The sequence below is a fragment of the Aminobacter sp. SR38 genome (genome assembly GCF_014843375.1).
Taxonomy (GTDB): Bacteria; Pseudomonadota; Alphaproteobacteria; order Rhizobiales; family Rhizobiaceae; genus Aminobacter; species Aminobacter ciceronei.
The window spans coordinates 1881751-1898308 of record NZ_CP062112.1; the positions used below are offsets into that span (position 1 = coordinate 1881751).

At 63.9% G+C, this 16558-nt stretch carries 20 protein-coding genes; 10 read left to right on the top strand and 10 right to left on the bottom strand.

What is annotated here, in order from left to right:
* Window positions 1-109 precede the first annotated feature (109 nt).
* The gene (locus IG197_RS09160) at window positions 110-709 is read left to right on the top strand and encodes a hypothetical protein (protein ID WP_192318372.1); all 600 of its coding nucleotides are present in this window, start codon (window positions 110-112) and stop codon (window positions 707-709) included.
* A gap of 37 nt (window positions 710-746) precedes the next feature.
* Here the strand turns inward: IG197_RS09160 and IG197_RS09165 are convergent, their stop codons facing one another.
* From IG197_RS09165 to IG197_RS09195, 7 genes are all read right to left on the bottom strand, one after another.
* The gene (locus IG197_RS09165; RefSeq protein ID WP_192318374.1) at window positions 747-1667 is read right to left on the bottom strand and encodes a sugar kinase; all 921 of its coding nucleotides are present in this window, start codon (window positions 1665-1667) and stop codon (window positions 747-749) included.
* 34 nt (window positions 1668-1701) lie between these two features.
* The gene (locus IG197_RS09170; RefSeq protein WP_067965355.1) at window positions 1702-2523 is read right to left on the bottom strand and encodes an IclR family transcriptional regulator; all 822 of its coding nucleotides are present in this window, start codon (window positions 2521-2523) and stop codon (window positions 1702-1704) included.
* 42 nt (window positions 2524-2565) lie between these two features.
* Window positions 2566-2949 carry a RidA family protein gene (locus tag IG197_RS09175; protein ID WP_067965357.1) on the bottom strand — a complete coding sequence of 128 codons (384 nt, stop codon included), beginning with the start codon at window positions 2947-2949 and terminating at the stop codon, window positions 2566-2568.
* Window positions 2950-2965: 16 nt separating this feature from the next.
* On the bottom strand, window positions 2966-3736 hold the full coding sequence (locus IG197_RS09180; RefSeq protein WP_067965359.1) for an amino acid ABC transporter ATP-binding protein: 771 nt from the start codon (window positions 3734-3736) through the stop codon (window positions 2966-2968).
* Window positions 3737-3746: 10 nt separating this feature from the next.
* A complete protein-coding gene (locus IG197_RS09185) occupies window positions 3747-4409 on the bottom strand; it encodes an amino acid ABC transporter permease (protein ID WP_067965361.1) in 663 nt (220 codons plus the stop codon).
* A gap of 5 nt (window positions 4410-4414) precedes the next feature.
* On the bottom strand, window positions 4415-5077 hold the full coding sequence (locus IG197_RS09190) for an amino acid ABC transporter permease (protein WP_192318376.1): 663 nt from the start codon (window positions 5075-5077) through the stop codon (window positions 4415-4417).
* 72 nt (window positions 5078-5149) lie between these two features.
* Window positions 5150-5989: a transporter substrate-binding domain-containing protein gene (locus tag IG197_RS09195; protein WP_067965365.1), complete on the bottom strand. Its 840-nt coding sequence runs from the start codon at window positions 5987-5989 to the stop codon at window positions 5150-5152.
* A gap of 159 nt (window positions 5990-6148) precedes the next feature.
* On the opposite strand from IG197_RS09195, the gene IG197_RS09200 reads away from it, so the two are divergent.
* Window positions 6149-7207 (top strand): D-TA family PLP-dependent enzyme, encoded by a 1059-nt coding sequence (locus IG197_RS09200; protein WP_192318378.1) that lies wholly within the window; start codon window positions 6149-6151, stop codon window positions 7205-7207.
* Window positions 7208-7280: 73 nt separating this feature from the next.
* Here IG197_RS09200 and IG197_RS09205 read toward each other — a convergent pair whose 3' ends face one another.
* On the bottom strand, window positions 7281-7730 hold the full coding sequence (locus IG197_RS09205; RefSeq protein ID WP_192318380.1) for a universal stress protein: 450 nt from the start codon (window positions 7728-7730) through the stop codon (window positions 7281-7283).
* A 221-nt stretch (window positions 7731-7951) separates the two neighbouring features.
* Between IG197_RS09205 and IG197_RS09210 the strand changes: the two genes are divergently transcribed.
* Genes IG197_RS09210 through tsaA form a run of 5 tightly spaced genes read left to right on the top strand, consistent with a single transcriptional unit; the run spans window position 7952 to window position 11540 of the window.
* The gene (locus tag IG197_RS09210) at window positions 7952-9004 is read left to right on the top strand and encodes an iron ABC transporter substrate-binding protein (RefSeq protein ID WP_246765345.1); all 1053 of its coding nucleotides are present in this window, start codon (window positions 7952-7954) and stop codon (window positions 9002-9004) included.
* Between the two features lie 22 nt (window positions 9005-9026).
* A complete protein-coding gene (locus IG197_RS09215; RefSeq protein WP_192318384.1) occupies window positions 9027-10058 on the top strand; it encodes an iron ABC transporter permease in 1032 nt (343 codons plus the stop codon).
* Window positions 10055-10843: an ABC transporter ATP-binding protein gene (locus IG197_RS09220; protein ID WP_192318385.1), complete on the top strand. Its 789-nt coding sequence runs from the start codon at window positions 10055-10057 to the stop codon at window positions 10841-10843. The genes IG197_RS09215 and IG197_RS09220 overlap by 4 nt, the downstream gene beginning before the upstream one ends.
* Window positions 10840-11046, top strand: coding sequence for a molybdopterin-binding protein (locus IG197_RS09225; protein WP_192318387.1), 207 nt, complete (start codon window positions 10840-10842; stop codon window positions 11044-11046). Before IG197_RS09220 ends, IG197_RS09225 begins: the two co-directional genes overlap by 4 nt.
* A gap of 2 nt (window positions 11047-11048) precedes the next feature.
* Entirely contained in the window at window positions 11049-11540 is a 492-nt protein-coding gene (gene tsaA, locus IG197_RS09230) for a tRNA (N6-threonylcarbamoyladenosine(37)-N6)-methyltransferase TrmO (protein WP_192318389.1), read from the top strand.
* Here the strand turns inward: tsaA and IG197_RS09235 are convergent.
* Entirely contained in the window at window positions 11537-12451 is a 915-nt protein-coding gene (locus tag IG197_RS09235; RefSeq protein WP_192318391.1) for an ABC transporter substrate-binding protein, read from the bottom strand. The two genes, tsaA and IG197_RS09235, sit on opposite strands and share 4 nt — an antisense overlap.
* A 154-nt stretch (window positions 12452-12605) precedes the next feature.
* Between IG197_RS09235 and IG197_RS09240 the strand changes: the two genes are divergently transcribed.
* The 3 genes from IG197_RS09240 to IG197_RS09250 are packed head-to-tail and all read left to right on the top strand — an operon-like array spanning window position 12606 to window position 14731.
* Window positions 12606-13409 carry an ABC transporter substrate-binding protein gene (locus IG197_RS09240; protein WP_154387149.1) on the top strand — a complete coding sequence of 268 codons (804 nt, stop codon included), beginning with the start codon at window positions 12606-12608 and terminating at the stop codon, window positions 13407-13409.
* A 27-nt stretch (window positions 13410-13436) separates the two neighbouring features.
* Window positions 13437-14081, top strand: a complete 645-nt coding sequence (locus IG197_RS09245; RefSeq protein ID WP_154387150.1) for an ABC transporter permease subunit — start codon at window positions 13437-13439, stop codon at window positions 14079-14081.
* Window positions 14078-14731 (top strand): amino acid ABC transporter permease, encoded by a 654-nt coding sequence (locus IG197_RS09250; protein ID WP_192318392.1) that lies wholly within the window; start codon window positions 14078-14080, stop codon window positions 14729-14731. The genes IG197_RS09245 and IG197_RS09250 overlap by 4 nt, the downstream gene beginning before the upstream one ends.
* Here IG197_RS09250 and IG197_RS09255 read toward each other — a convergent pair whose 3' ends face one another.
* Window positions 14732-16558, bottom strand: a complete 1827-nt coding sequence (locus IG197_RS09255; protein ID WP_192318393.1) for an alanine racemase — start codon at window positions 16556-16558, stop codon at window positions 14732-14734.

The window sequence follows — 16558 nt, forward strand, 5'->3', positions numbered from 1 at the left end:
TTTGACTAGCGCCCTCCCCCATTCGATTGATTTACAGCGCTCCCGGAGAGCGCGAGACTCCCGGCTCGTGCAATTGCTTGTTGCAACGCACATCAGCGGAGGAACTGCCATGAGGTCTGCCGGTTTCGCCAGTGGCGCCATCGTCGCCCTGGCTCTCGCCTGGAATGCCATCCCAGCCATCAACGCGGCCAGCGCCGCAGAGCCCAGCAAAGCCGAACTCGACGCCGCCCGCCAGGCGCTCGAAAAATACAAGGATCCTTACGTCGCCGTCCGCGACCTCTATCTGTCGACGGTCGGCTGCGTCCACTACACCGGCGAAAAGATAGAGGGGCGGATGGAGTATCCGAAGGGCGCGATGGGCGTGCATTTCGTCAATCTGACGGTGAAGGGCCCGCCCGACCCCACCAAGCCGAATGTGCTGGTCTACGAACCTGGGGCCGACGGCAAGCTCACCCTTGTCGCGGTCGAGTGGCTGGTTCCCATGGACGCCGTGAAGGAACGACCGACCGTTCTTGGCCAGCCTTTCCAGGGACCGATGGAAGGCCACGAACCCCTGATCCCCAAGGAATTCGCGCATTACGACCTGCACGCCTGGCTGTTCAAGGACAATCCGAACGGGATGTTCAGCCCGACAAATCCGGATGTGAAATGCGACGGCTACCCGTTCACCCTGCTGGAGGAGCCAACCAAGATGGTGCATCCGCACTAGGCGGAAGCGGCTTCAAGGATCGTCACATCCAGGCCGGTTATGCGACCGGTACGTCCAGCTCGGGCCGGCCGACAAGCGCGCCGTGGTGGCCGATGACGGCGGCCGCCACATTGGCCGCGAAGGCTGCCGCCTTCAGGTGGTCGCCGGTCTGGAGATAGTTGGCGAGGAAAGCGCCGTTGAAGCTGTCGCCGGCACCCGTCGTGTCGATGATCTTCTCCGCCTGGGCAGATGGCACGAAGCATCGCTCGCCGTCGAAATCCAGCGTGATGCCGGCGGCCCCGTCCTTGACGACGAGCTTGCTCACGCCAAGCCCAATGTAGCGCGCGATCGTCGCGTCGACCGAGGCGTCGCCGAAATGCGTCGCCTCATCTTCGAAGCTGGGCATCACCATGCTGGAGACCGCGGCTCCATCCGATATGGCCCGCCGCATCCTGTCGGCGTCGTCCCACAGGCGTGGCCGGATGTTGGGATCGAAGGCAACGAGCTTGCCGGCGGCCTTCGCACGACCGACCTCGGCAAGCAGAGTGGCAAGCGCCTCAGGCGCCAGGATCGCCAATGTGATGCCGGAGAAGAAGATCAGCTTCGAGGCGTCGATGGCCGCACGCAACGCCGAAGCGTCGTCGGCAAGCAGCCGCGCTGCGGAGGCCGAGCGCCAGTAGGAGAAGCTGCGCTCGCCATCCTTGAGATGGATCATGTAGAGGCCGGGCGTACGCTCCGGCAGGCGACGGATGAAGCCGGTACCGACGCCGGTGCCCTCGATGAAGGTGAGCATTTCATCGGAGATCGTGTCCGTGCCGACGGCGGAGAAATAGTCGACCGGCCATGCCTCGGGCAGCAAGCTTCTGAGGTAATAGGCGGTGTTGAAGGTGTCGCCGGCAAAGCCCTTGCGCATCAGGCCGTCGCCGGCCTGGCGAAGTTCGACCATGCATTCGCCGATCAGGAGTGCGCGTCCGGCCATCAAGGGTGTCCAGAAATGTTGTGTATGTTGCCGTTCAGCGCCGCCCGCCGGCGCGGGCTGCACCCGGCGCGTGCTCGTCGGCGACGTGGCCGAGGCGGCTCGACAGGTCGGCGGCGGCATCGAGCAGCGTCTTGAGATAGCTGGCGTGGTTCTTGAGCCCATCCTCGCGCGGCGCCACGAGGCAGAGCGTTGCGATACAGATGTTGTCGGCCTGGTAAACCGGAACGGCGAAGCAGTGGGTGAAGTTCTCGACGGCGCTGTTGAAGGTGTAGTAGCCGACCCGCGACGCCTCGCGCACTTCTGCGATGAACTGCGCCGGATCGAGCCACTGGCCGTTGGGCAGCTGGAAATCCTCCTTCGGGATGAAGTCGAGGATTTCCTGGTCGCTCATATGGGCGACCAGCAGCCGGCCCGACGCCGTCCAGGCGATGGAGACGGGATCGCCGACATTGGACGAAATGCGGAACGGGCGCAGGCCTTCCTTCATCTGGGCGACGGTGTATTTGTTGCCTTCGAGCAGGCACATCTGCGCCGTCTCGCGCGTCTCCTCGGCGATGTGCGTCAACAGCTTGTCGCATTCGCGCATCAGGTCGAACTGCTCGGCATAGGCCATGCCGAGGAAGTAGAGCTTGCGGCCGAGGAAGACCCGGCCGTCCTCGCCGCGATATTCGAGCACGCCCTGGCGCATCAGCAGATTGACCAGCTCATAGACGGACGAACGCGGCGCGCCGATGCCAGATGCGATCTCGTTGGGGCGAAGCGGCGTGCGCTTGAGACGCAAGAAGTTCATGATCTCGAAGGCGCGGTCGAGACCGCGCGCCCGCCTGTTGGTCATGTCGTCGGATACGTCGTCCATGTGTCGCCTCTCCCGGCAGATCGCCGGCAAAACTTCATGCCATCACGGCGCCTTGTAGGCGACGCAGTCGATTTCGACTTTGCAATCGACCATCATACTCGACTGTACGCAAGCACGCGCCGGCGGATGGTCACCGAAATACTCGGCATAGACGCCGTTGAACGACCAGAAGTCGCGGGGGTCGTCGAGCCATACGCCGACACGCACGATGTGCTCCAGCCCATAACCGGCTTCTTCCAGGATGGCGATGACGTTTTCCATCGTCTTGCGCGTCTCGGCGATGATGCCGCCGCCGACGATCTCACCATTCTCCATGGCGACCTGGCCGGAAACGTAGAGCCAGCCATTGGCCTCGACGGCCCGCGCGAAGGGCAGTGCCTGCTTGCCCGCCCCGGTCTGGCCGGTGCCATAGCGCTTGATCGTCATGTCTATTCTCCGAATGCTAGTTGAAGGTTGATGTCTTGAGGAACTCGGCCAGCCGCTCGGTCTGCGGCTTCAAGAACATCTCGCGCGGGTTGCCTTCCTCGCCGATGCGGCCCTGGTTCATGAAGATCACGCGCGACGACACCTCATAGGCAAAGCGCATCTCGTGGGTGACGAGCAGCATGCTCATGCCGTCGCGGGCGAGATCCTTGATGACCTGCAGCACCTCGTTGACCAGCTCGGGGTCGAGCGCCGAGGTGACCTCGTCGAACAGCATCAGCTTGGGGTTCATGGCAATGGCGCGTGCGATCGCGACGCGCTGCTGCTGGCCGCCGGAGAGCTGGCCGGGAAAACGGTCGCGGCGCTCGGCGAGGCCGACACGGTCGAGCCACTTTTCGGCGACGCTGCGCGCCTCGTCGCGGGACATCTTCTTGACCTTGACCAGGCCGAGCATGACGTTTTCGGCCGCAGACATATGCGGGAACAGGTTGAACTGCTGGAAGGCCATTCCGGTCATCGCACGCTGGCGGGCGATTTCCTTTTCCTTCTTGCGGCGGCGCGTGCCGCCTGCGGTCTCGTAGCCGATTTCTTCGCCGTCGATGCGGATCGAGCCGCCCTGGAATTCCTCCAGCATGTTGATGCAGCGGAGCATCGTCGTCTTGCCCGAGCCGGACGAGCCGATGATGGAGATGACGTCGCCCTGGGCCATGGTGCAGTCGACGCCCTTGAGGACTTCGACATCGCCGTAGCGCTTGTGCAGGTCGCGGATTTCGAGAAGGTTGCCGGTCATTGTTGCGGCCTCACGAGGGGATCGAGGTTTTGCGTTCAACGTAGCGGCCGAAACGCTCGATGCCGTAGTTGACGACGAAATAGAGGAAGCCCGCGAAGAAATAGAACTCGAGGCTCATGAAGGTGCGCGAGATCAGCTCCTGGGTCCTGAGCAGAAGCTCGGCCACGCCGATGATCGACAGAAGCGTCGAGGCCTTGACCATCTCGGCGGCCGTGTTGACCCAGGCGGGCAACACCTGGCGCAGCGCCTGCGGACCGAGCACATAGGCAAATGTCTGGGGGAAAGTCAGGCCGATCGCCTTGGCAGCCTCTGTCTGGCCCTTGGGGATCGACTGCAGCGCGCCGCGCACGATCTCGCCGACATGCGACGAGCAGAACACGGCAAGCGCCAGCACGCCGGCCTGGAACGGGCCGAGGTCGATGCCGACAGTGCCGAGCACGTAGTAGCTCGCGAGCACCAGCACCAGAACCGGCGTGCCGCGGATGAAGTCGGTGTAGCCGCGCACGAGCCAGCGCAACGGCTTGTTGCCATAGGTCAGCGCCAGGCCGACGCCGATGCCCAATATGGTGCCGACAAGGATCGCCAGAACCGAGATCGAGACGGTGACGCCGATGCCCTTGAGGATCGGGATGCGGGCGAGCCAGAGAGTTTCGAAGAATGTCACTGTTTCCATGGCACTCACCGGGGAATGGACATGCGCCGCTCGAGCCTGCGCAGCAGGGCTGCGAGCACCGAGCAGGTGGCGACATAGAGGCAGCTGGCGACGATCCAGGTCTCGATGATACGGAAGGTTTCGACATTGATCTTGCGCGCCTCGAAGGTCAGCTCCGGCACCGCGATGGCGGCGGCCAGCGAGGTGTCCTTGAACAGCGAGATCAGCGTGCTCGACAGCGACGGCAGCACGTTGCGCAGCATCAGCGGCATGACGATCGAGTTGCGGATCTGCGCCTGGGTCAAGCCGATGGCAAGACCGGCCTCCTTGAGCCCGTTGGGCACGGCGAGCAGGCCACCGCGAAACACTTCGGCGAGATAGGCGCCGGAATAGAGCGCCAACGTCGCGACGAAGCTCTCGATCTTGCCGAGCCGGATGCCGAGCTGCGGCAGCGCGAAGAAGGTGAACAGCACCAGCACCAGAATAGGCGTGTTGCGGATGATGGTGACGTAGATGCGCGCAGGGTGGCGCAACGCGCCTTGCTTCGACAACAGGCCGAAGGCAGTGATCAGCCCGAGCACGCAGCCGATGGCGATCGCCACGAAGGCGAGCGCCAGGCTGAGCCCGAGACCCCAGAGCAGCTGGTCGAAACTGCGCCAGACCGCCGAGAAATTGAGTGTGTAACCCATGGTGCCGTCAGGTTCCGGTCAGAAGAGATGGCGCGGCCGCATGTGCCAGGAGCCGCGCCACTGTTGGCGAGCTTACTTGTACTCGACCGGGAAGCCGATCTGCGGCGGAGCGAGCTCCTTGCCGAACCAGGTCTTGTAGGAGTTGGCGTAGAAGTCGAACTCGACGCCGGTCATCGCCTCATGCAGCGCGGTGTTGACGAAGTTCAGCCAGTCCTGGTCGCCGCGCTTGACGCCGCAGGCATAGGTCTGCGGATTCCAGCCATAGCCGGCATCCTTGTAGCGGTCCGGGTTCTGCTTCATGTACCAGGCCAGCGAAGACTGGTCGGTGGCAACTGCATCGGCGCGGCCCGATTCCAGTGCCTGGTAGATCAGGTCGACCGACTCATACTGGTCGACCTTGGCCTCCGGCAGCGCGGCATGCACCATCGCCTCGGCATAGACGTTCTGCAGCACCGAGATGGTGACGCCCGAGCCGGCGCCCTTGAGCGCGGCATAGTCGGCATATTTGCTGTCGCCCTTCAGCATCAGGCCGACGCCTTCGCGGTAGTAGGGAATGGTGAAGGCGATCTGCTGGGCACGCTCGCCCGTTACCGTCATGAACTGGCAGGTCAGGTCGACCTTGTCGGTGGTGATGTTGGGGATGCGGGCATCCGACGACTGGTTGACGTATTCGATCTTGTCCGGGTCGCCGAACAGCGCCTTGGCGACGATGCGACCCATGTCGACGTCGAAGCCCTGCAGCTTGTCGTCAGCACTCTTGAAGTGCCAGGGCGCATTGGTGCTGCCGGTGCCCAGGACCAGGTGGCCACGCGCCAGAACCTCATCAAGCTTGCTCTGCTTTTCCTGTGCGCCGGCAGGCATTGCCGCCATCAGCGCGAGCGCGGCGACGGCCGCGGAAAGTGCGATCTTCATCTCGCCGTTCCTCCCAAAGAGTTCTCTAATCCAATGTCCGCTATTTCGGACATATGTCCTTAATATCGGATTGACGTATAAAGCGCCGCGCGGCATTGTTTGTCAAGCGCGGCACAGGCAAGGTCCGCGCGCGCCCATTCGATTTGGAAGGCAAAAGCCATGTTCGACAGGATCCAGACCCCCGCCGTGTTGGTGGACATCGATGTGGCGAAGCGGAACATCGAACGCTTCCAGACCTACGCCGACAGCCATGGCCTCAAGGTTCGTCCGCATATCAAGACACACAAGCTGCCTGCCATCGCCGAAATGCAGCTCGACGCGGGCGCCGTCGGCATCACCTGCCAGAAGGTGTCGGAAGCAGAAGCCATGGTCGCCGGCAGCGGCCGGTTGAACGACGTGCTGATCACCTACAACATCCTCGGCGACGACAAGCTGCACGCGCTCGTGGCGCTCGCCGGCAAGGTCAAGCTTGCTGTTGTCGCCGACAATATGACCGTGATCGACGGGCTTTCAGCCGCCTTTGCGGCGGCCGGCGCTACGCTCAATGTCTTCGTCGAGTGCAACACAGGTGCCGACCGCTGCGGCGTCGGCACAACTGAGGAGGCAGCCGCGTTGGCCGTCCGCATCCATGCGGCTCCCGGCCTGCGGTTCGCCGGGCTGATGACCTATCCACCGGTGGGCGGTGCTGCCAAGGTGCAGGCCTTCATGACCGAGGCCAAGGCACTGATCGAAGCCAGGGGCATTGCCGTTCCCGCCATAAGCTCGGGGGGCACGCCCGACATGATGAAGGCGCATCTGGCGCCGATCGCGACGGAATTCCGCCCCGGCACCTATGTCTACAACGACCGTTCGCTCGTCGCCCGCGACGTCGCCAGTTGGGACGACTGCGCACTCACCGTGCTCGCCACCGTCGTCTCGGTGCCCGCCTCCAACCGCGCCATCATCGACGCCGGCTCGAAGACGCTGACCTCGGACCTGCTCGGCCTCGTGGGCCACGGCCATGTGCTCGGGCGCCCCGACATCTCGATCGACCAACTTTCCGAGGAGCACGGCCGCCTGCGTTGCCCGAGCGATATCAATCTCACCGTCGGCCAGCGCATCCGCATCGTGCCCAACCACGCCTGCGTCGTCACCAACATGGTCGACGGCGTCTATGTCTACGGCAAGGACAAGGCACCGGAGCTATGGCCGGTACCGGCACGCGGCAAGATCGTCTGAGCCGCGCCATCCAATAGTGAAAGGCCTCCCCGACACCGGTCAGGGAGGCCTTTGTCGTTTCTTGTCGAGATGTCTAGCGGACGACCAGCACCGGCACCTTGCTGTTGGTCAAAACGTCGACGGTCTGGCTGCCGAGGATAAGCCGCCCCAGGCCGCGGCGGCCATGCGAGGCCATGACGATCAGGTCGCAGCCCTTTTCCTGGGCGAGCTGATTGATCGCCTCCGCCGCCCACATCTCTTCGACATGCACCGTATCGGCATTGACGCCAAGCTTGTCGGCCTGCGCCTTGGCGGCGGTCAGCACCTTGGCGCCATATTCCTCGCCCGATTTCTGGTAGGAGACGATGTCTTCGGCCGTCGCGACCGGACCATACATGCCGGCAGAGGCGAAGATCGGCGCCGGCTCGGTCACGTTCATGACCGTCACCTTGGCACCGATGCCCTTGGCCAGGCTCAAGCCATGGTCGAGCCCCTTCTGCGCCAGCTCCGATCCGTCAGTGGCAATGAGGACGTGGGTGTACATGGATTTCTCTCCTTGGCTCGCCGAACCCGTTGGGTTGCGACGCTAACTTTGACGCCCAGCCTTTCCGACCGTCGCCCATGGGTCAAGGCGAAGGCCTTGAAATCGGCTGGCACAGCCGCACAAATCCCTTGACCGTTATATTCAGTCAAACATAACAATGCGCCGCTCGTTATATTGGCATGTATATATCCAAACCCATTGTTCAACCCGAGATCGACAGCATGAGACGCCGCAACCTCTTGATTTCATTCCTGGCTGCCGCCATCGCCCTGGTCGCTTCAGCCTCGCTCGCTGCCGCCGAGCAGCGCGTCTTCACCGACGCCGCCGGTCGCAAGGTGGCGTTGCCCGAGAAGATCACCCGCGTCATGGCCGCCGGTCCGCCCGCCTCGGTCCTGCTCTACTCGGTCGCGCCCGACCGCATGGTCGGCTGGGTGCGTGAATTCACGGACGACGAAAAGGACTTCATCGCAGCGCCTTATCGTGACCTGCCCGTCCACGGCCGCCTGACCGGCAAGGGCGACACCGCCAACATGGAAGCCGTGCTGGCGATGAAACCCGACATCATCCTCGATGTCGGTACCGTCAACCCGACCTATGCCTCGCTCGCCGACAAGGTACAGGAGCAGACCGGCATCCCTTACGTGCTGATCGACGGCAGCTTCGCCAACACGCCGAAGTCGCTGCGCGAGATCGGCGAACTCCTGGGTGAGAAGGAACAGGCGGAGAAACTCGCGGCCTACACCGAGGCTGCGATGCAGCGGCTCGACAAGGTCGTCGCCGAGGTGCCGGCCGACCAGCGCCCGCGCGTCTATTACGGCCGCGGTCCCGACGGACTGGAGACCGGCCTCGCCGGCTCGATCAACATGGAAGTGCTGTCCGCCGTCGGTGCGACCAATGTCGCCGAAGCCGCAGGTAAGGGCTCGCTCGCAAATGTCTCGCTCGAACAGATCCTGTCGTGGAACCCCGACGTCATCCTGACGCTCGGCCCGATGTTTCGGAAGTCGGTGCTGTCGGACCCGTCATGGGCAGGCATCAAGGCGGTGAAAGACGGCCGCGTGTTCCGTGCGCCGGCCCTGCCCTTCGGCTGGTTCGACGCGCCTCCCGGCGTCAATCGCGCCATCGGCATATCGTGGCTCACCTCCGCACTCTATCCCGGCGAGGCCGAGATCGATCTGAAGGCCGAGACCCGCGACTTCTACAAGCTGTTCTATCATGTCGATCTCACCACCGAGCAACTCGGCAAGCTGCTTGCCGACACCGGCCCGAAGCCCTGAGCTTCGAGCGGAAGCCAAGCACTTGCAGCAGCAGCCAAAAGCCCAGCACGCCGGGCCGATCGCCATCGGCGCGCTGGCGGCTCTGCTCGTCGCCGTCATCCTCGTAGCGATCCTGACCGGCAGATATCCGGTGATGCCAGGCGACATCTTCGCCGTGGTTGTGGCCAAGCTGTCGGGCGGCGAAAGCGGCGTTGCGCCGACGATCGAGACCGTGATCTGGAACGTGCGCCTGCCGCGCGTCTGCGCCGGCATCCTCGTCGGCGCTTCGCTGGCGGCGGCGGGCGCGGTCTATCAGGGCCTGTTCCGCAACCCGCTGGTTTCACCCGACATCCTCGGCGTCTCCACCGGCGCCAGCTTCGGCGCGGCCGTCGGCATCTTCCTGTCGCTGTCAGTGCTCGCCATACAGGGCCTCGCCTTCGCCGGCGGGCTGGCAGCTGTGGCAATCGTCTATGCCATCGGCTCGATCGTGCGCGAGCGCGACCCGATCCTCGTGCTGGTGCTCGCGGGCGTCGCCATCGGCGCGCTGCTGGGCGCCTGCGTGTCGCTGCTCAAGGTGCTCGCCGATCCCTACAACCAGCTGCCCGCCATTACCTTCTGGCTGCTCGGCAGTCTCGCCAGCGTCAACCGCGCCGACCTTGGCTCCATCCTGCCCGCCGTCCTTGTCGCGCTGCTACCGATGGTGCTGCTGCGCTGGCGCATGAACCTGATGACGCTCGACGACGAGGAGGCGCGCGCGCTTGGCGTCGAGACACGCTGGATTCGAATCGTCATCGTCGCCGCCGCCACGCTGATGACCGCCGCCGCCGTCTCGATTTCAGGCATCATCGGCTGGATCGGCCTTTTGGTGCCGCATGTCGCGCGCATGTTCGTCGGGCCCGATTTCTCGCGCCTGCTGCCGACCTCGATGCTGATCGGCGCCGCCTACATGGTCGGCGTCGACACGCTTGCCCGCAGCATCGCCGCCATCGAGGTCCCGCTGGGCATCCTCACCGCCGCCATCGGCGCGCCATTCTTCCTCTATCTGCTTCTGACGACCCGGCGAGGCTGGCAATGATGCTTCAGGCAACCGATCTCGCATTCGGCTATGGCCGCGTCAAAATCGGCCAAGGGGTCACGCTGTCGGTCGACCGCGGGGAAGTGTTGTGCCTGCTCGGTCCCAATGGCTGCGGCAAGACCACTTTGTTCAAGACCCTGCTCGGCCTATTGCCGCGCCAGGGCGGACATCTGGAATTGAACGGCAAGGACATTTCGACCTTCTCGCGCGCACAGTTCGCCCGCCAAATCGCCTATGTGCCGCAGGCCACCGGCGCCTATTTCCCATTCTCGGTGTTCGACGTCGTCTTGATGGGCCGCGCCAGCCGCATCGACACCTTCGCCTCACCGACCATGGCCGACCGGGCGATCACGCAGGAAACGCTGGCAGCCCTCGGCATCGGCCATCTCGCCACCCGCCCCTTCACCGACATCTCGGGCGGCGAAAAGCAGATGACGCTGATTGCCCGCGCACTCGCCCAGGAGCCCGAACTGATCGTGATGGACGAGCCGACGGCCAGCCTCGACTTCGGCAATCAGGCTCGCGTCTTGAGTCGCATTTCGAGCTTCGCCGGCTCAGGCATGGCGGTGGTCATTTCCACCCACGATCCCAGCCATGCCTTTGCGTGCGCCAGCCGCGTCGCGCTGATGCAGTCGGGGGCACTGGTCGCCATCGGCAACCCTGCCGACGTGCTGACACCGCAATCGCTGCAAGCTCTCTATGGCGTCGGCGTTGCAGTGGCCTATCTCGAACAAGCCGGACGCCATGTCTGCACGCCAACCCTCAACGAAAGGAACGCACCATGAAGATCAGCGCCCGCAACCAGATCAAAGGCAAGATCGTCGAAGTGATCAAAGGCGCGACAACATCGCATGTCCGCATCGACATCAGCGGCGCCGTCGTCACCGCCTCGATCACCAACGAAGCGGTCGACGACCTGAAGCTCGCCGTCGGCAAGGACGCCTATGCAGTCATCAAGGCCTCCGACGTCATGGTCGCGGTCGACTGAGCGTGGTCCGCGAAAACGAAATCCGCGACGGGGAAAGCGCCGTCGCACTGCCCTCGGGTTACGATGCCGAGATCTATTTCATCGGCCGCATCCGAACGCCCTGGGACTCGCGCCTTTTGACCCCGCGACAGGGCCGCGCCGATGGCCCTGTCTGCCATATCGAGATTTTCGAGCCATGGGTGGCGGCCCTCGAGGACGTCGCGCAATTCGCACGCCTGGAAGTGCTCTACTGGCTTCACCTCTCCCGGCGCGACCTGGTGCGCCAGAGTCCGGCCAATGACGGCACCGCGCGCGGCACCTTCTCGCTGCGCTCGCCCGTTCGCCCCAATCCGATAGGCACCCAGATCGTCGAACTGGTCGGCGTCGAGGGCAACATGCTTTCGGTGCGCGGCATGGATTGCCTCGACGGCACGCCGCTGATCGACATCAAGCCCGACCGGACGCTGTTCAGCCCCATCGCCCCGCCCCAGCCGGGAGACTTCCAGACCAGCTAATTCAGGCAGATCTCGGCCGCCATTCCGTCTGCACTGCGCTTGGCCTCGGCGCCGACGGAGTAGGTGGCGCATTCCAACGTATTGGCCATCTTGGCGCCGCCGAGATCGAACTTCATCGCCCGCGCGCCATCGGGGAAGACCTGCCGTTCAAGGATCCAGGTCAGCTGTTGCAGGACGATATCGGGATCCATGCCGGGCGAACGCCTGATCACCGCATCGACGCCGAGCTGCGGATTGACGAGGCAATCATGCCAGGCCTGGCGCGTGATCGCCTGCAGCTTGCCGGCGAGACCCGGTTCCCGGTCCAGTACCGAATTCAACGCCACCAGCGCGCCCGAATAGATGTCGAGCCCGTTGTCGGCGAAATAGAGGAAGTCGAGGCCGCTGGCGTCGTGGCCACGCATCTGCATGGCAAATTTCAGTGTCGCATCGAAACAGGTCGCCGCCAGCACCGCGCGAGACGCCACCAGCCGGTCACGCTCTTCCGGCTGGACGCCGAGATAGGTGTAGCTGTCGGGCGCAAAGCCGTTGCGCTTGAGCAGCAGCGGTAGAAGCCGCGCCGAGGTGTCGCCGTTCGGTCCGCACAAGGTGCTGCCGGGAATATCGGCGAGGGTCAGCCGCTTGCCGTCGGAGATGTAGCCGAGACAGCAGGGCGTGTGCTCATAGATCGGCACGAGACAGGAGATCTCGGTTTCGCCTGTGCGCAGCGCCCGCTCGAAAACAGAGGATACATCGCCGTATCCGATATCGGCCTCATCGTTCACCAGCGTGCGCGTCACCAGCGACGAGCTGAAGCCTTCGACGAAGCTGCAGGACAGGCCATGGTCACCGAAATAGCCGGCGTCGGCTGCATGCAGAAACGGCGAATTCTGCCCTTGATACAGATAGTTGAGTTTGAAGCGCAGTTCCATTTCACAAAACCTCGAACTTTCGGAACGGCCGTTCTTGAGAAACAGATTCTCCAGAAACTATTGTATCCAAATTGGCCACCGTCCTTGGTGGCTTTAGCAATTTGCGATATAACGCAAACATTCTGTTTTCAAGCAGCCCATCAAAGGAGTGATCATGAGAATTGCGCGGACAGCCCTGCTGGCCCTCATTGCGATTTTCGGCGTGAGCGCAGCAAGTGCACAGGACTACAAGGCCGCCCTGGTTGCACCTGATACCATCACCGTCGGCACGTCAGGCTCGGCCCCGCCCTTCAGCATGACCAATGCTGCGGGCGAGCTTGAAGGCTTCGACATCGACGTCGTCAATCTCGTCGCCAAGCAGCTCGGCCTGACCGCCAAGTTCGAGAAGCTCGACTTCGCCGGGCTGTTGCCGGGCCTCACCGCAGGCCGCTTCGACCTGATCGCCTCGGGCGTGACCCGCACACCGGAGCGCCTGGCTTCGAAGGACTTCTTCCTGCTGTCGCCCTACATCGTCAACGGTGCTGCCATCACCCGCCGCGAGGCTGACACCGACATCGCCAACTGGAAGGATGTCTGCGGCAAGACAATGGGCGCGGTGCGCGGCGGCGCCTTCCAGAAGGTCGCCAAGGAGAAGCTTCCGGCCGATTGCGTCACCAAGAGCCGTGAGTATCCCGGCGCCACCGAGCTGTTCCTCGACCTCGAGAACCGCCGCATCGATTTTGCCGCCCACGACTTCCTCGGTCCGAAATACCTCGCCAAGTCGGGCAAGCTGACCGGCACTGTTACCCTCGACGACCTGTTGTCGACCATCACCCAGAGCGTTGCCGTCAGCAACAAGAACAAGCCGCTGGCCGACGCCATCGATGCCCAGTTCGAGACCTGGCGCAAGGACGGCACCCTGCAGGGCCTGGCCGACAAGTGGTTCGGCGCCTCCATCGACTGGTCGAAGGCTCAGTAAGCAGGGCTGCCGCGAGGGGCGCGGGACATGGAAATCGCACTTGCCTGGCTGCCGCGGCTGTTGGTTGCGGCGGCCCTCACCATCGGGCTGTCGGCAGTGGTCTTCAGCCTGTCGGCAGTCTTCGGCCTGTTGTTGTCCCTCGTTCACTACGGCCGCGAAAAATCCTGGCTCCGGAACGGTATCGAGGCGTTCAGCGCCTTCTTCCGTTCGGTGCCGGAACTCGTGGTGCTGTTCCTGTTCTTCTTCGGCGGGCCGCAGGTCGGCATCGACTTCGGCCCGATCGGCTCGACGATCATCGCCTTCACGCTCGTCGGCATCGCCTTCGACTATCAGGTGTTCAAGGGCGCGTTGAAGGCCGTGCCATTCGGCCAGTATGAGGCGGGCCTCGCGCTCGGCCTGCCCAAGCGGGTTGTGTTCCTTAGGGTGCTGATCCCGCAGATCCTGCCATTGGCGCGCAAGGGCTGGATCACCTACGCCATCGGCACGGTCAAGCGCATGTCGATCGCCTCGGCGGTGTCGGTCAGCGAGATTCTCTACGTCACCAAGCAGGGCATCGCCGCCACCAACGCACCTTTTACCTTCCTGACGCTCGCCGTCGGCCTCTACATCCTCATCGTCACGCCGCTGCTCGTCTTCAACGAGCGCAAGCCCAAGCAAGCGGTGGCGCGATGAACATCCTGCTCGACCCGACCTACCAGCAGATGCTGTTCGACGGGCTGGCGATGACGCTGTTCATCTCGGTGGTCGTCATCGTTGTCTCCAACATCCTTGCACTGCCGCTGGCCATCTACATGCAGCGGCCCAAGGGCGCGTTTCACCGCGTCATCATCGGCTACAGTTTCTTTGCCCGCGCGGCTCCCGTTCTGGCATTGCTGTTTGCGCTCTATTATGGCCTGCCTCGCCTCGGCATTTATCTCGAGCCGGTGCCGTCGGCGTTGATCGGCCTGATCTTCGCCTCGACCGCCTACAATCTCGAATTCCTGCGCTCCGGCTTCGAGAGCATTCCCCCAGGCCAGCTCGACGCCGCCAAGGCGCTCGGCCTCAGGCCATTTGCGACCTATTGGAAGGTGATGATCCCGCAGGCCTACAGGCTGGCGGCACCGTCGCTGTTTTCCAATGCCATCCAGATGGTCAAGGGCAGCTCGCTCGCCAGCCTCGTCGCCATGGACGAGCTGACGGCGGCCTCGACCGTCATCATCTCCGAGACCTACAAGGCCATCGAGGTGTTGCTGGTGGTGTCGGTCTTTTATCTCGTCATCGCAGCGGCGATCATCGCCTTGCAGTACATCTACGAAACCAGGCAGAGCGCGCGCCGACGCTGATCAGAGGATCCTCTTGCCAAAGGCGGACATGACGAAGTTGACCGCTTCGGTGGCGACGCGCGGCTCCGTCTCCGCGGCCAATCCCGAAACGTCCATCGACAGCATGCCGCCGGACAGCGCTATCGCCTCCATCGCCTGGTGCGTCTCGCGCACGGTCATGCCGCCAGAGCCACTCGCCCAGCCGGGAATTTCGGTGGCCGTGGGGGAATAGCTGACGTGGAAACCGACGGTTCCCGACGAGGCGATGCGGATTGCCTCGCGCATCACCTCGCGCATGCCGGAGCCGTCGACCTCTGCCATGGTGAAGGCGGTGACGCGCGAATCCTTGAGGATGCGCACCTCCGCCGGATCGGCCTCGCGCAGCCCGACGAGCACGACATTTTCGGGCGACAGCTGCGGCTGCAGCGCGCCGGGCTTGTGGTCGAGGCCGAGCAGCCGCGCCAGCACCGAGCGCTCCGGCGCCTCGACGCCCTCCTCGCCCTCCGGCATCAGCGCGGCAATGGAATCGATCCAGATCAGTCCCAGGGAATGTGTCGCCTCGGCGGCAGTTGCCAGCGCCTTCGACGCCACATGCCTGTCAGCACCGGCGTGCAGCCTGATGAGGCCGGCCGGCGGATGCTCGGCATCGGCGATCTCGATGACGTCGAACTGCATCTGTTCGAGCCGCGTACCAACAGACTGTCTTGCCAGCAGTGGCCCGGCAGCACTGTCGGCCACGATCGAGACCATGCGGCGGCCGGTGACCTCGGTGATGTCGTGCATCGGCGCCTTCTCGACATATTCCGAGGTCATCACCGTCAACAGCGCGCCATAGTTCATGTGGAAGCTGACGCGGTCGCCGACGACTAGCGGCGGCTCGGCGTCGGTAATGTCGAGCACGAGATGGTCGCTCGACGCGCCCAGCACCCGCACGCCCCGATGGATCGGCACAAGGCCCTCGATCATCGTGTCCTCGCGGCCGATATTGGCGATGCCGCGCAGCCTGTCGCCCTCGTCGACGAACACCGGCTGGTTGCCGAAGGCGTCGTAGCCGGATTCACCGATCGGCAGCGACGGCTTGAGCTTGACCTCGATCAGGTCGCCGGTGAGCTTGAAGGCGTTGAACTCCAGCTCCCGCCACGGCTCTTCCCGGAAGGTCTCGTAGCCGCCCTGCAGGATCGCCTCGCCGATGCGCAGATTGTTGATGCCGGCCGGCAGCTTGTTGTCCAGAAGCAGCGGCAGCGACGACGAATTGCCGCCCGACACCCAGTCGAGGCTGACGCCGGCAAGGCGCTCGACCTTGTAGGCATAGGCGACAAGCTGGCTGAGGTTCTCCTCCGTCGGCATGATGGCGCCAAAGCAGGTCAGGTTGGTGCCCAGGCCTGCAATGCGCACGCCGGGCAGTTCGAGCACGCGCTCGACGGTCGGCAGAAGGTCGTTTGGCCAGATGCCTTCGCGCAGGTCGCCGAGGTCGACCATCAGCATGATGTCGTGGACACGGCCGATGCGCTGGGCGATGCGCGAGATCTCGCGGATGATCTCCAGCTCCGACTGCAGGCTGATGTCGACAGTGCGCACCACCTCCTCGACGCGCGAAATCGGCGGGCTGCGCAACAGCATTACAGGGCAGCCGATGCCGCTTTCGCGCAACCGGCGGATGTTCTCGAAACGCGACTCGGCGAGCCCCGCCACACCGCCGCGCAGCATGGCGCGCGCCACCTGCGGCATGCCGCAGCTGCCCTTGGTGACACCGAACACCTTGATGCCGGATTGGCTCGCGCGCTCGACGACTGCCCGCGCATTGCGCTCGATGCGACCGAGATCGATGGCGACTTGCGGTCCAGACAT